General features: G+C 31.9%; 10 protein-coding genes. 8 read left to right on the top strand and 2 right to left on the bottom strand.

Annotated elements, in window-relative coordinates; all coding sequences use genetic code 11:
• Positions 1-244: IS110 family transposase (locus ACU68U_RS01040; protein WP_446762546.1), on the bottom strand; the 244-nt coding region annotated here is incomplete at its 3' end.
• Positions 245-524: 280 nt separating this feature from the next.
• Here ACU68U_RS01040 and ACU68U_RS01035 point away from each other — a divergent pair.
• The 5 genes from ACU68U_RS01035 (at position 525) to ACU68U_RS01015 (ending at position 8,753) form a co-directional block, all read left to right on the top strand.
• Entirely contained in the window at positions 525-1,775 is a 1,251-nt protein-coding gene (locus ACU68U_RS01035; protein ID WP_094207252.1) for a dicarboxylate/amino acid:cation symporter, read from the top strand.
• Positions 1,776-1,925: 150 nt separating this feature from the next.
• Positions 1,926-3,896 (top strand): excinuclease ABC subunit UvrB, encoded by a 1,971-nt coding sequence (gene uvrB / locus ACU68U_RS01030; RefSeq protein ID WP_102163929.1) that lies wholly within the window; start codon positions 1,926-1,928, stop codon positions 3,894-3,896.
• Between the two features lie 9 nt (positions 3,897-3,905).
• Positions 3,906-6,725: an excinuclease ABC subunit UvrA gene (gene uvrA / locus ACU68U_RS01025; protein ID WP_227905157.1), complete on the top strand. Its 2,820-nt coding sequence runs from the start codon at positions 3,906-3,908 to the stop codon at positions 6,723-6,725.
• Positions 6,726-6,786: 61 nt separating this feature from the next.
• Positions 6,787-7,476, top strand: a complete 690-nt coding sequence (locus ACU68U_RS01020) for a response regulator transcription factor (RefSeq protein ID WP_002836609.1) — start codon at positions 6,787-6,789, stop codon at positions 7,474-7,476.
• Positions 7,476-8,753 (top strand): sensor histidine kinase, encoded by a 1,278-nt coding sequence (locus ACU68U_RS01015; protein WP_440275598.1) that lies wholly within the window; start codon positions 7,476-7,478, stop codon positions 8,751-8,753. The genes ACU68U_RS01020 and ACU68U_RS01015 overlap by 1 nt, the downstream gene beginning before the upstream one ends.
• Positions 8,754-8,794: 41 nt before the next feature.
• On the opposite strand, the gene ACU68U_RS01010 is transcribed toward ACU68U_RS01015, so the two are convergent.
• Positions 8,795-11,731, bottom strand: a complete 2,937-nt coding sequence (locus tag ACU68U_RS01010) for a penicillin-binding protein 1A (RefSeq protein ID WP_446762545.1) — start codon at positions 11,729-11,731, stop codon at positions 8,795-8,797.
• Between the two features lie 127 nt (positions 11,732-11,858).
• Between ACU68U_RS01010 and hflX the strand changes: the two genes are divergently transcribed.
• The 3 genes from hflX to ACU68U_RS00995 are packed head-to-tail and all read left to right on the top strand — an operon-like array spanning position 11,859 to position 14,511.
• Positions 11,859-13,115 (top strand): GTPase HflX, encoded by a 1,257-nt coding sequence (hflX, locus tag ACU68U_RS01005; protein ID WP_446762544.1) that lies wholly within the window; start codon positions 11,859-11,861, stop codon positions 13,113-13,115.
• The gene (locus tag ACU68U_RS01000; RefSeq protein WP_446762543.1) at positions 13,102-13,746 is read left to right on the top strand and encodes a YigZ family protein; all 645 of its coding nucleotides are present in this window, start codon (positions 13,102-13,104) and stop codon (positions 13,744-13,746) included. Before hflX ends, ACU68U_RS01000 begins: the two co-directional genes overlap by 14 nt.
• 39 nt (positions 13,747-13,785) lie before the next feature.
• On the top strand, positions 13,786-14,511 hold the full coding sequence (locus ACU68U_RS00995; protein WP_227905164.1) for an NAD+ synthase: 726 nt from the start codon (positions 13,786-13,788) through the stop codon (positions 14,509-14,511).
• Positions 14,512-14,518 lie beyond the last annotated feature (7 nt).

Below are 14,518 nucleotides of genomic sequence, written 5' to 3'. Positions count from 1 at the left end.
CAATACAAGAAAATCCTAAATCAATCAAGAAAGAATAAAGAGACAGCCAATAATGACCTGTAGCTTCCATACCAATAATACAATTGTTAAAATCAATCGAAAAAGAGGAAATAAATTTCTGAAACTTCTCTAATCCTCTAATAGAATTAGAAAAAGAAAAAGACTCAGAAACAAGTTTACCATTAGAATCAATTATTGAGGCTTCGTGGTTATTCTTTGCAATATCAACACCAATGTAAAACATAAAATCACCTAGCTTTAATATAAATTTAGATAGAGAAAGAACCCTCAAGAACTTTACGACAATCAAACCTCGTTAGACATACAGCAACGAAATGTGCTATCCAGCTCATACTGATAAGGACGTAAAGTAGAGGCGTAACCCTTAAATAGGAAGACTAGCTTCAAGGAGGGAGACTACGACCTCTATCTATACAATTATTATCCCATAAGAAAGTGGGATTGAGAATAAAATGTAGTAGTTATTACTACAACTATATTATACGAGGAGTGATTTAAAGAAAATGAGTAAAACTGAAAAGAAAAAACTAGGATTAATACCAAAATTATTAATCGCGATTGGATTAGGTACTTTAGCTGGTTTGTATATGCCTCAATGGTTCGTGAAGACTGCTGTAACATTCTCATCAATGTTCGGCGCATTTCTAAACTTTGTTATTCCACTTATGATTATTGCTTTTGTAACAAAGGGAATTGCTGATCTTGGAGAGGGAGCTGGACAATTATTATTAGTAACTGTTGTAATTGCTTATGCATCTACTCTTATTGGTGGGTCATTATCATATGTTATGAGTTCAAATGTATTCCCAGCATTTATAAGTCCAGACCAAGTTTCTAAGATTCAAGCCTCAACTAAGATAGGCATGGATCCGTTTTTTGAAATTCCAATCAAACCATTTTTTGATGTAACTTCATCAATTATTTTCGCATTTATGATGGGAATTTCAATATCATGGTTAAGAAAACACGGTGAAGGAGAATATTGCTACAATTTAATCTCAGAATTTAATGACATAATCACAAAAGTATTGTCAACTGCAATTGTACCATTGTTACCTTTCTTTATTTTTGGTAATTTCTCAAAAATGGCATTCACTGGATCTGTATTTGCAGTTCTTTCAATTTTCTGGAAGATATTCTTATGTGTAATTGCACTTCACTTAATATATGTTTCTGTATTATTTATAATAAGTGGTACTTACACGAAGAAAAATCCTGTAAAGTTAATCAGAAATCAAGTAAAAGGATATTTAACAGCAATAGGAACTCAATCATCTGTTGCGACAATTCCAGTAAACTTGGAATGTGCTAAGCAAAATTCAGTAAGTAAAAGTATTAGAGATTTTGTAATTCCATTGGGAGCTACCGTTCATATGCCAGGTTCAATGATTACAATTACAGCTTGTACTTTTACAATTTTAACAATGTATGGAATGGGACATTCTTATTTACTAATGTTAAAATATATGGCAATTCTTGGGATAGCTATGGTTGCTGCTCCAGGAGCTCCAGGTGGAGCAATAATGAGTGCATTGCCATTTTTGCCAGTAGTTGGAATTCCATCTGAAGGTGAACTTGCATCATTGTTGATGACACTTTATTTGACACAGGATTCATTTGGAACTGCTGCAAATATTTCTGGAGATACTGCTATTTCAGTGGCTATCGATAAAATATTTAACAGACATATTGTAAAAAATGATGAGTATAAAGACGGTTTCAATGAAAAAGTAATAAATGAAGAAGATTTATAATAAAAAAATTTGGCTAGGCTCTGTGAGCCTAGTTTTTGTTTAGAAAATTTTTTTGATTTTTTTGATAATGAATACGAATTATTATTTATTGAATTAAATACACAGATGATATATAATGTTAAAGTAAAACATATGTTCAAGGGGTGAGTTATGGAATTTAAATTACATTCAAAATTCAAGCCAACAGGTGATCAACCACAAGCGATTGATAAACTTGCAAATGGTTTGGAAAATGGAAAAAATCATCAGATTTTAAAAGGTGTTACTGGTTCAGGTAAAACTTTTACGATGGCAAATATTATTCAAAAAGTTCAAAGACCAACTCTGGTTATAGCTCACAACAAAACTTTGGCATATCAATTGGCTAGTGAGTTTAGAGAATTTTTTCCAGAAAATGCGGTTGAATTTTTCGTTTCTTATTACGATTATTATCAGCCAGAAGCATACGTGGTTCAATCAGATACTTATATTGAAAAAGATTCAAGTATCAATGAAGAATTGGACAAGCTTCGCCACAGTGCTACGATGAGTTTATTCGAAAGAAGAGATGTAATTATAGTTTCTTCTGTATCTTGTATTTACGGTTTGGGAGATCCTATTGATTACGAAAATTTGGTTATATCTTTGCGTCCAGGAATGGAAAAAGATAGAACTGAAGTTATGAAAAAATTAATCGACATTCAATACGTTAGAAATGACATTAATTTTACCAGAGGAACTTTCAGAGTAAGAGGAGATAGCTTGGATATTTTCCCAGCATCGAGTGGAGAAAAAAGCGTTAGGATAGAATTTTTCGGTGACGAAATAGATAGAATTACTGAAATTGATGCTTTGACTGGAGAAATTGTAGGTGAAAGAAATCACGTTGCGATTTATCCTGCTAGTCACTATGCAACGACTCAGAAAAAAGTCGAAAAAGCTATCGTAACTATTGAAGAAGAATTAGAAGATAGATTAAAATATTTTAAAGACCACAATAAACTATTGGAAGCTCAAAGATTAGAGCAAAGAACTAGATACGATATAGAAATGTTAAAAGAAATGGGATTTTGTACAGGAATAGAAAACTATTCAAGACATATGTCTCAGAGAAAGCCTGGTAGCAGACCTTACACTCTTATCGACTATTTTCCAAAAGATTTCGTGACAATGATTGACGAATCACACGTTACTGTGCCACAAATCGGAGGAATGTACGAAGGAGATAGGTCCAGAAAAACTAGCTTGGTTGATTATGGGTTCAGATTGCCATCTGCATTGGACAATCGTCCTTTGAGATTCAACGAATTTGAATCGATGATGAATCAAGTAATATATGTGTCGGCAACTCCAGGAAAGTATGAAAAAGCAAAAACTAATGAGGTGGTTGAACAAATTATCAGACCAACGGGTCTATTAGATCCCAAAATTGAGGTTCGTCCCACAAAAGGACAAATCGACGATTTGGTTAGTGAAATCAATAAAACTATTGAAAAAGGTGAACGTGTTCTTATCACAACTCTTACTAAAAAGATGAGTGAAGATTTGACGCGTTATCTTGAAGATTTGGATATAAAAGTAACTTATTTGCATTCAGATATTGATACGATTGAAAGAATGGAAATCATAAGAGATTTGAGAGAAGGAAAATACGATGTACTTGTAGGAATTAACCTTCTGAGAGAGGGATTGGATTTACCAGAAGTTTCTCTGATTGCGATTTTGGATGCTGATAAGGAAGGTTTCCTACGTTCAGAGACTTCTCTTATACAAACTATAGGTAGAGCTGCTAGAAATTCAAATGGTCACGTTATAATGTACGGTGATACGATTACTAGGTCGATGGATGTGGCTATCACAGAAACTAATAGGCGTAGAGAAATACAAGAAGAATACAACGAAGAACACAACATTATTCCAACTACTATTAATAAATCTGTTAGAAAAAGAATCCAAAATACTTTCGTGGCAGAAGAAAATGAAAGTTATGATGTTAATAAAGTTACGGAATTTTCAAAGGACGAAATAGAAGTTATTATTGAAAATTTGAACACAGAAATGTTAAAAGCTGCAGAAGAATTGGATTTCGAGAGAGCTGCTACACTTAGAGATCAAATCAGGAATTTGAAAAACACTTACTAAAGGAGCAAAATGAGCAAAGATAAAATTGTTATAAAAGGTGCTAAGGAGAATAATCTAAAAAATGTTGACCTTACCATTCCTAGGAATAAAATGGTCGTGTTCACTGGATTGAGTGGGTCAGGTAAATCTTCTTTGGCATTTGACACTATATATGCGGAAGGGCAACGAAGATATGTCGAATCTTTGAGTTCTTACGCACGCCAATTTTTAGGGCAAATGGATAAACCAGATGTAGAATACATTGAAGGATTGTCGCCTTCGATTTCTATAGACCAAAAAACAACTAACAACAACCCACGTTCAACAGTGGGAACTGTTACAGAAATATACGATTATTTTAGACTACTTTTCGCAAGAGTTGGAACTGCTTATTGTCCTGTTTGCGGGAAAGAAATTGTTAGCCAAACTGTCGACCAAATTGTAGACAGTGTGAAAGAATTAGAGGAACGTTCGAGAATTCAAATTTTAAGCCCTGTTGTTAAGGGTAAAAAAGGTGAATTCAAAAAACTTTTGCAAAATTTGAGAAAAGATGGTTTCATAAGAGCTATTGTTGATGGTGAGCAAGTTGAATTAGCAGAAGATATCGAACTTGATAAAAACAAAAAACACGATATTGATGTAATTGTCGACAGAATTATAATTAAAGATGGAATTGATTCAAGGCTTACAGATTCCATAGAAACAGCTCTTAGATTGTCTGAAAATAATGTAAAAGTTGATGTTATTGGCAAAGATGTAATTTCTTATAGTACATCAATGAGCTGTCCAGACGGACATATTTCTTACCAAGAATTAGAGCCAAGAGATTTTTCGTTCAATAATCCGTTTGGAATGTGCCCTCATTGTAATGGACTTGGTTTTCATAAAAAAGTTGATGAAGATTTGGTAATTCCAAATAAAGAGTTGTCGATTTTACAAGGCGCAATAGATCCTTATCAATCTTCGAAACCAGGTGGATATTATTTCGAAATAATAAAAGCAATCGCAGATTCTTATGACTTTCCATTGGACAAACCAATTAAGGATGCTCCAAAGAAAATGATAAATGAAATCTTGAATGGATCAAAGAAAAATCTTTCATTTATTTTCGATAGTCATTTTTCTGGAAGAAAAAAATTCAACGGTAAATTTGAAGGAGTTTTGAAAAACTTAGAAGAAAGATACAACAGAAGCGCGACAGATTCTATGCATCAAAAAATTGGTGAGTATATGACTGACGTTGAATGCGATTATTGTCATGGAGCTAGATTAAAAGATGAGTATTTGTCAGTTCGCATAAATGAAAAAAATATTTATGAAATTTGTCAAATGCCTGTAAAAGATTCTCTTCAATGGTTCAAAGATTTGGAATTGGAAGAGTCCAAGAAATTTATTGGAGATGAAATATTGAAGGAAATTATCAGCAGACTTCAATTTTTGAACGATGTTGGGCTTGATTATTTAACTTTGGATAGATCTGCTTCTACTTTATCAGGTGGAGAATCTCAGAGAATTAGATTGGCAACACAAATTGGATCTGCATTGGTAGGCGTTGTGTATGTATTAGATGAACCTTCAATCGGACTTCACCAAAGAGATAATGACAAATTGATTAAAGCGCTTAGAAATTTGACGGATATTGGAAATACTTTGGTTGTAGTTGAACACGATGAAGATACGATGAAAGAATGCGATTATCTTGTTGACATCGGACCGGGAGCTGGTGTTCATGGAGGCGAAATCGTAGCTTGTGGAACTATTGATGATATTATCAAAGAAAAAAGATCCATTACAGGTAAGTATTTGTCAGGGGAACTATCAATTCCCGTTCCTGAACAAAGACGAAAACCAAATGGATATTTGGAATTTAAAGGTTGCAAAGAAAATAACCTTAAAAACATAAATGCGAAATTTGCACTTTCATGCTTCAACTGTGTTACAGGTGTTTCAGGATCTGGAAAGTCTTCATTGGTTAACGAAATTGTCTACAAGAAATTAGCCAGAGATTTGAATAATGCTAAGATGAAAAATGGTAAATTCAAATCGGCTACTGGAATTGAAAATTTGGATAAAGTTGTACAAATAGATCAATCTCCGATTGGTAGAACGCCTAGAAGTAATCCAGCGACTTATACAAAAGTATTTGATTTGATAAGAGATTTGTTTGCGTCAACACCTGAAGCAAATATGAGAGGATATCAAAAAGGAAGATTCTCATTTAACGTAAAGGGTGGAAGGTGTGAAGCTTGTAAAGGCGACGGAACTTTAAAAGTAGAAATGCACTTTTTACCAGATGTTTATGTTCCATGTGATGTTTGTAAAGGAAAAAGATACAACAGAGAAACTTTGCAAGTAAAATACAAAGGCAAAAATATCGCCGACGTGTTAGATATGACGATTGATGAAGCGTTAGAATTTTTCAGAAACTTCCCTCCTATAAAAAATAAATTGCAAACTTTACAAGATGTAGGTTTGGGCTATATTAAATTAGGACAATCTTCAACGGAATTATCCGGTGGAGAAGCTCAAAGAGTAAAACTAGCCAGTGAATTATCTAAAAAAAGTACAGGAAAAACTGTGTATATTTTAGATGAGCCAACCACGGGTCTTCATTCAGCAGATATTGACAAATTAGTTGAAGTATTGCAAAGACTTGTTGATCAAGGAAATACCGTTATTGTTATAGAACACAATCTTGATGTTATTAAGGTTTCTGATTATATTATAGATTTAGGACCTGAAGGAGGAAATGGTGGAGGACAAGTGATCTTCCAAGGAACTCCTGAAAAATTAATTAGTAAGAAAAATTCTTATACTGGTCAATATTTGGCTCCAAAATTGAATCGTTAAATTTTTGTAATAATCACCTTCTGATTTTTAGTGTATAATAAAAGTTGAGAAGGTGATTTTTATGTACAATATTATGGTTGTCGACGACGAAAAAGACATAGTAAAAGCCATAGAAATATATTTAAAAACAGATAATTACAATGTGTTGAAAGCCTATAATGGTTACGATGCGTTAGAATTAATGGAAAAGAATAAAATAGATTTATTTTTGGTAGATATAATGATGGAAGGAATGGACGGCTTAGAACTAACACAAAAAATAAGAGAAGTATCAAATGCACCAATCATAATTTTGTCTGCAAAAAGCGAATTGAATGATAAGGTTATGGGATTGAATTTGGGTGCCGATGATTATATTACTAAACCTTTCGATGCTGTAGAATTATTGGCTAGGATAAAATCATGTTTGAGAAGATTGGAACTTAGCAAGGACAATTCTCTAAATGGAAATGTATTCTCAGCTGGAAGATTGACAATCAACGACGACAAAAAAGAAGTATTGATTGATGGTGAAGAAATAAAGTTAACTCCTTATGAGTATGGAATAATTTTACTCTTATTGAAAAACAAGGGAATAGTATTCACATCAGAAGAAATATATGAAAATGTGTGGGAAGCTCCACCTTATGATGTAAAAAAAATAGTTTCAGTCCATATATCAAGACTCAGAGAAAAAGTTGAAATCAATCCTAGAAGACCTGATTTGATTAAATCTGTATATGGTATGGGATATAAGATAGAGGACATTTAATGATAAATTGGATTAAAAAAAGTTTTCGTTCTATCGATGGTTATGTTGAAAAACAACTGGTAGATCTACTACTATATTTTAGTTTTGGCTTCATTCTTGTATTCACTGTATCATTTTTTATTGAAAATATAATTAATGTATATAATTTTTCGGTTGCCATAACGTTGATATATACTATGTTTGCTTTCATTTATTCAATGTTTAAGGTTGTAAGAACTATCTACAAAAAGAGAAAAAATGCTTTTTTAATATATCAATTCATAAGTAATTTCAAAGGAAAATACTACAACATTTATGTTGAGTCATTATTAACTTTGATATTTTTGATGTATACGATGGCGACTATTATGGTTGCAAACAGGAATTTGTTTGGTATTGTATTCATCGGTGCAATTTTAGCGAAAATTTACATATCAATTTTGATTAATAATCTGGGCAAAATACTGCTTAACAAAAAAGTGGAGGCTATGTATTCTGGAAAAGATATTGATGTGTTCATAGATGATGAAATTTACAAAGATTCTGTGTATCTTATAAACCATTTGCATGATTCGGTTATCAACACGATGCAAGATAAAATTAATTCAGAAAAAATGAAAACGGAACTAATCACAAATATTTCACATGATATCAAAACGCCTTTAACTTCCATTATAAATTACGTAGATTTGCTGAATCACGAAACTGATGAATCAGAAAAGAAAAGATATATAGAAATTCTAGAATATAACGCTAAAAGATTGAAAACAATGGTAATAGATTTGATTTACGCTTCCAAAACTGGAACGGGAAATATTGATATCGAAATGGAAGTTGTGGAACTAAATGAATTAGTATTACAAGTTTACGGTCAATTTGATTCTGATTTCAATAAGATGGGATTAGAATTCGAATATAATGATAAAAGAAAAACTGTAATGATGATGACAGATGGTGCAAAGTTATCTCGTGTAATCGAAAATATTTTTAGCAATATTGTGAAGTATTCCAAACCTAACACAAAAGTTTACGGAGAATGTGATGTAGTCAATGACAATATTATCCTTAAATTCTCTAATGTATCCAAGAATAAAATTGAGGTTAGTGCAGAAGAATTGATGGGTCAATTTGTAAGAGGGGAAAGGTCTCGCCATTCTGAAGGTAGTGGACTTGGTTTATATATTGCGAAAAATTTGATAGAGTTGCTCGGGGGAACAAGTAAAATATCAATTGATGAAGATAGATTTGTTTATGAGATTAATTTTAAAGTTACTAGAAAGAAAAAGATAGATAAATAAGAAAAAGGTTAATTTTGGAATTTTCCAAAATTAACCTTTTTTTAATTATTTCTATCATTTGACGAATCACGGTCACGATTATGTTTACGATCACGGTCTCTATTATTTCTATTGTTTTCTTTGTCGCCGTCTTTCTTATCGTTATCTTTTTCGTCCTTGTCGTCTTTGTCCTCGTCATCTTTGTCTTCATCTTTTTTATCATGAGGTTTTAAAATATTAAAGATTGTTCTATCAGAATAACCAGGCATACTGTATTTCCAGTCTTTAGGAATAATGTTGTTATGTTCTGAAGGTTTATAAGGAGGATCTCTTTTTATGAAAACGCCCCATCCTAATTCCCAAGGTGGAGTATTATCTGTAGCTAATTTTCCATCTACAACGTCAATTCTTCTTGATTCATACAAATCAGAAACTTCTGTAGGTTCTGTACCTGCTTTGTAGATTTCTTCTTTTACAATTCCGCGAGGATCTCTCCAACTGTATTTGCTTGGCAATTTATTTGCTAAAGTATCGACTTTAACTCTTACGATACCGTCTGGTTCTTCAAATTTTATTGGAATTTTATCTTCCAAAGTATATCTGTTGACTGCACTCCAGATTTGTACAACTTTTTTCTGACTAATTTGAGTCATTTTTAATTGTTGATTGTCAAAACCTAACCATGTACTAATTGTATAGTATGGGCTCATTCCGACAAACCATACGTCTTGGTAGTCGTTTGTAGTACCAGTTTTTCCACCGATATCAAAGCCATCTAACCTAGCGTATTTTGAATAGTTGTAATCTGTAGAAGTTCTGAGTATATCTCTCATAATGTATGCGATTTGAGGGCTCACAACTTCATTTTGTTTTTGAGGATTTTCGATTATAACTTTTCCTAAACTGTCAGTAACTTTTGTAAAGGAAATAGGTTCTCTGTACTGTCCGCTATTATTGATAGCGTTGTAAGCACCTGCCATTTCTACAGGTGTAAATCCTTTAGTTAGTGAACCTAGTGCCATTGCAGATGTGTTTTCATCGTTTTCTGAAGTGTTTTCAGCTGCACTTATATAGTTATCGGCTTTAGGATTTTTTGCATTAATCAATCCAAATTTTTCTAAATAAGTTTTTGATTTTTCAATTCCAATATCTTCCAAAACTTTTACGGCAGTAACGTTGATTGAATTTTCAACAGCATGTCTAAGTGAAACTAAACCTTCATAACCTTCGTACCAGTTTTGTGGCCACAATTCATGCTTTTCATTGTAGTGAGGTAAATCATCTAAGCCTGATGCAGGGGAGTACCCATTATCCAATGCAGGAGTATATACACCTAATGGTTTCATGCTTGAACCAACTTGTCTAGGAATATCAGATGCTCTGTTAGTAGTATCTTTATTATCTGAATATCTTCCACCGACCAAAGCTTTGATTTGTCCAGTTGTTTTATCAACAACAACACTTGATGATTGTGGTTGTTTAATTCCGTCTTCATTTATAGTGTAGAAATCCTTAGCAAAAATCAAATTGTCATTGTTGTCGTATTTGATTAAATTTGGATTTTCTTTTATATATTGGCTTGAGATTGTGATGTTACCTTCACCATCTGTATTCAAATTTTTGCTACCAATATTGATTGAAGATATTTTATGAGTTACCAAATTATTATTGTCATTTACTGAGTAATAATCTTTCAAATCCAAATAGTTTCCGTATTGTTTTACTTTAATTGATTTTGAATAATTAAAAGTAACAGAACCATCTGGGTTTTTATCATATTGTTCTGGTGAAATAAAGAACTCATCGTTGTCATTGATTATATTTTTCTTTCTAAAATAAATGACTTCATTTAATGCGTTCGTAATATTTCTACCGTCATCGCTTGACCATTTTAACAAATTTGCTGATGAACCATCTGCGATAATATCATCGACTTTTTTATCGTATAATTTTTCCAAATTACTTTGCATATTCATATCAACACATGAATATATCTTTAATCCACCATTGATAAGTTTACTTTTTGCTTCTTGTTGAGAGTATCCTTTTTCTATAAGTTTTGCGATAACTTGTTCGTAGATAATATCTGAATAGTAGTTAGACAAGTTATCTACGTTTTTAATTCCTGGTTTTATATTAGCTGCGATATCTTCTTGAAGAGCTTTGTCGTATTCTTCTTTGGTGATTTTGTTGTTATCTAGCATTTTTTTAAGAACGTAATCTCTTCTGTCGATAGTTTGTTGATTGTAGACAGCTTTGTATGTTTCACCGTTTAAAGTAACTTCACCGACGATTTTTGATTGGTCTTTTACTTGACCTGGTTCAATCGCCTTGTATAATGCTAAGTTAGTAGGACTCTTCACAATTCCTGCTAATGTAGCACATTCTGATAAAGTTAGTTCATCGATGTTTTTCTTGAAGTAAATTTCAGAAGCGGCTTGAACTCCGTAGGCATTTTGTCCCAAGAAAACAGTATTCATATAAGTTTCCAAAAGTTTTTCTCTGCCTAGATAGTTTGTCAATTCCATTGCTAAATAAGCTTCTTTGAATTTTCTGTCAAATGATCTTTCATTAGTTAAGTACAAATTACGAGCCAATTGTTGCGCTAGAGTACTTGCTCCACGTTTCATAGAACCAGATTTTAAATTATCAAAAATAGCTGATGTGATACCGATAGGATCCACACCGTTGTGTTTGTAAAATCTTTCATCTTCCACAGATGTGAAAGCATCCATCATGTATTTTGGTATCTTATCTAATTTAACAACCTCTCTATATTCAGTGGTTTTGATTTTCTCGATTAAATTTCCATCCTGATCCAAAATTTCTGATGTTTGATTCATCATATTATTGATTTCTTCGGGATTAACCTTTGGAGCTAATTGCATAGCGCGTACTCCGGCTACTCCAATTAATCCACCTACAAATGCAAATATACAAATCAAACATAATATTAAAATTTTTATGGATTTCAATATTATATTTTTATCTTTATTCATAAATTCCTCCATAAAATGTATATACACTATTATACCACAAAGTGTAGATTCAACATATATTCCTAGAAATACGATGAACATTTTACTTAAGGAGAGATTATTATATAATATAAATAAAGGAGCAACAATGAAAGAAAAAACAATTTTAGTTTATTTTGAATTTAAAAACAAAAAAATAAACGATGAAGATATAAAAGAAATGGAAAGTTTGATTGAATCTTCTGGTGGTGAAGTCTGCGCAATTTCAGAAGTTCGCAAAAACTTTATTGATTCAAAATATTACATAGGCAAAGGAAAATGTCTGGAGATAAAGGATGCTGCAGAAAAATTGGACGTAACAACTTTGATATTTAATGTAGAATTATCTGGTTCAAATATTAAAAACTTGGAAGATATAACTGGGCTTAAAATAGTCGACAAAACAAATTTGATTCTTGATATATTTGCAAGCAGAGCGAAAACAAAACAAAGTGTGCTTCAAGTCGAACTTGCAGAATACAAATACAGACTTCCAAGATTGATTGGATTTAGAGACCACTTATCCAGAACTGGTGGTGGAATTGGGACTAGAGGACCTGGGGAAACAAAACTTGAAGTAGACAGAAGAACTATCCAAAAGAAAATTGACAATATCAAGCGCGGATTAAAAAGTATCGATAAAAGCCAAGAAAACATGAGAAAACAAAGACTAAAATCAGATATAAAAATGGTGAGTATGGTTGGATACACAAATGCTGGTAAGTCTACTTTGTCCAACAAATTGGTGAATTTCTACAAAGATAAGTACACGGAAGAGTTTGAAACAGAGGATTTACTATTTAAAACACTTGATACTACTTTGAGAAAATGTACATTACCAAATAAAAAACAATGCCTTGTAATAGATACCGTTGGATTTATTAAAGATATTCCAACAGATTTAATCGAAGCATTTAAGTCAACGTTATTGGATTTGAAACATTCTGACTTGATTTTATTTATATTAGATTCTTCAAGTTCGGATTTGGATAATCAAATCACTACAACGATGGATATATTAAAAGAATTAAAAGTATTGGATAAACCAATGATTACGGTATTCAATAAATCTGATAAAAATCCTAACATTATTTTTCCGTATAATTTAGAAAATAAAGTTAAGATATCAGCTTTTAACGATGAAGACATCAAAATGTTATTGTACAAAATTCAAGAAGAATTATATGGAAATTACAAATGTGTTAAAATGAGATTTGACTACGATCATCAGGACGTTCTGAACACAATTTTACAAAATTTTAAATGTGAAGATGTAACATATAATAATGAAGATGTACATCTTAAGGTTGAGATTTCTGAATCAGAGATAGAAAAATACGAGGAATTTATATATGAAAAATTATAGAAGTATTCACAAAAGCGTACCTTTTTCTTTTGTAATAAACAAATCAGAATTTATCGGAAATTGTAAGTTTGTGGAATCAGAAGAAGAAGCCTTGGATTTTGTGGATAGTATAAAAACAAAATACAGTGACGCAACTCACAATTGTTCTGCATATATCATTGGAGAGGACAAATTAATTCAGAGATTTGACGATGATGGTGAGCCTTCCCAAACAGCAGGTATTCCAATCCTTGAAGTAATTAAAAAAGAAGATTTGACTAATGTTTGTGTAGTTGTTACAAGATACTACGGCGGAATTAAACTTGGAGCTGGTGGTCTTATAAGAGCATACACAAAAGCTTCTAGTGAGTGTTTGAATGAGTCGGTTATTGTAGATAAGAAAATATTTAGAAATTTTCAGATGGAATTTGATTACACCAATGTTGGAAGTATTGAAAATTTTTTGATGAATAATGATATTTACGTAGCTGACAAGCAATATTTAGAAAAAGTGGTTTTTGATATTTTATTAGATGAAGATAAATACGAAGAAATAGAAAATAAGTTAATTGATTTAACAAGCGATAACATAAAGTTTACAATGATTGAATTTACTTACCAATCATCATTAAATGGTAAGTTAATATTTTAAAATGATGTAAATTGTGATAAAATTTGAGGGTGGATTAAAATGAATTACGCAAAATTATGTGAAGATATAACAAAATGGATAAAAGAAGAAGTCGAATCAGCTAATTTAAAAGGAGCGGTTTTTGGAATTAGCGGCGGAATCGACAGCGCTGTATTAGCGTGTTTGTGCAAAAAAGCTTTTGGAGATAATGCATTAGGTTTGATTATGCCGATAAAAAGCAATCCAAAAGATGAAGAAGATGCTAGAATTTTAGCTGAAGCCATTGATTTGAATTGTAAAAAAGTCGATTTGAATGATGGTTTTGATGCATTGATACAAACTTTTGAAAAAAGTTCTGTAGAAATGGCAGTATCAAACATTAAGCCAAGACTTAGAATGCTGACGTTGTACTATTATGCACAAAATAACGGATATATGGTATTATCCGGATCAAATCGTTCCGAATTTATGACTGGATATTTTACAAAATACGGCGACAGTGGAGCTGATCTTATGCCACTTTTGAATTTATACAAAACAGAAATTTTTGAGATGGCAAAAGTTTTGGGCGTTCCAGATGTAATTATTAATAAAAAACCTAGCGCTGGTTTGTGGGAAGGTCAAACAGATGAAGATGAGTTTGGATTTACTTACGAAGAGCTAGATAATTATTTGATGAATAATTCTGAAACTAAGTCTAAAAATTTGATTGATAAAAAAATTAAACAAAGCGAACATAAAAGAAAATTTGCGAAATCATTTGAGTTCGATAGAAATAAATATTAAGGATGTG

The organism is Finegoldia sp. P3-F-LR (assembly GCF_052932165.1).
Note: the sequence above shows the minus strand (reverse complement) of the source record. Positions and strands in the feature narration are given on the sequence as shown.

Bases quoted from the DNA above. Each gene is read 5' to 3' on its own strand.
- ACU68U_RS01010 (WP_446762545.1), bottom strand. From the start codon at position 11,731: ATGAATAAAGATAAAAATATAATATTGAAATCCATAAAAATTTTAATA.
- ACU68U_RS01015 (WP_440275598.1), top strand. From the start codon at position 7,476: ATGATAAATTGGATTAAAAAAAGTTTTCGTTCTATCGATGGTTATGTT.
- ACU68U_RS01000 (WP_446762543.1), top strand. From the start codon at position 13,102: ATGAAAAATTATAGAAGTATTCACAAAAGCGTACCTTTTTCTTTTGTA.
- hflX (WP_446762544.1), top strand. From the start codon at position 11,859: ATGAAAGAAAAAACAATTTTAGTTTATTTTGAATTTAAAAACAAAAAA.
- ACU68U_RS00995 (WP_227905164.1), top strand. From the start codon at position 13,786: ATGAATTACGCAAAATTATGTGAAGATATAACAAAATGGATAAAAGAA.
- uvrA (WP_227905157.1), top strand. From the start codon at position 3,906: ATGAGCAAAGATAAAATTGTTATAAAAGGTGCTAAGGAGAATAATCTA.
- uvrB (WP_102163929.1), top strand. From the start codon at position 1,926: ATGGAATTTAAATTACATTCAAAATTCAAGCCAACAGGTGATCAACCA.
- ACU68U_RS01035 (WP_094207252.1), top strand. From the start codon at position 525: ATGAGTAAAACTGAAAAGAAAAAACTAGGATTAATACCAAAATTATTA.
- ACU68U_RS01020 (WP_002836609.1), top strand. From the start codon at position 6,787: ATGTACAATATTATGGTTGTCGACGACGAAAAAGACATAGTAAAAGCC.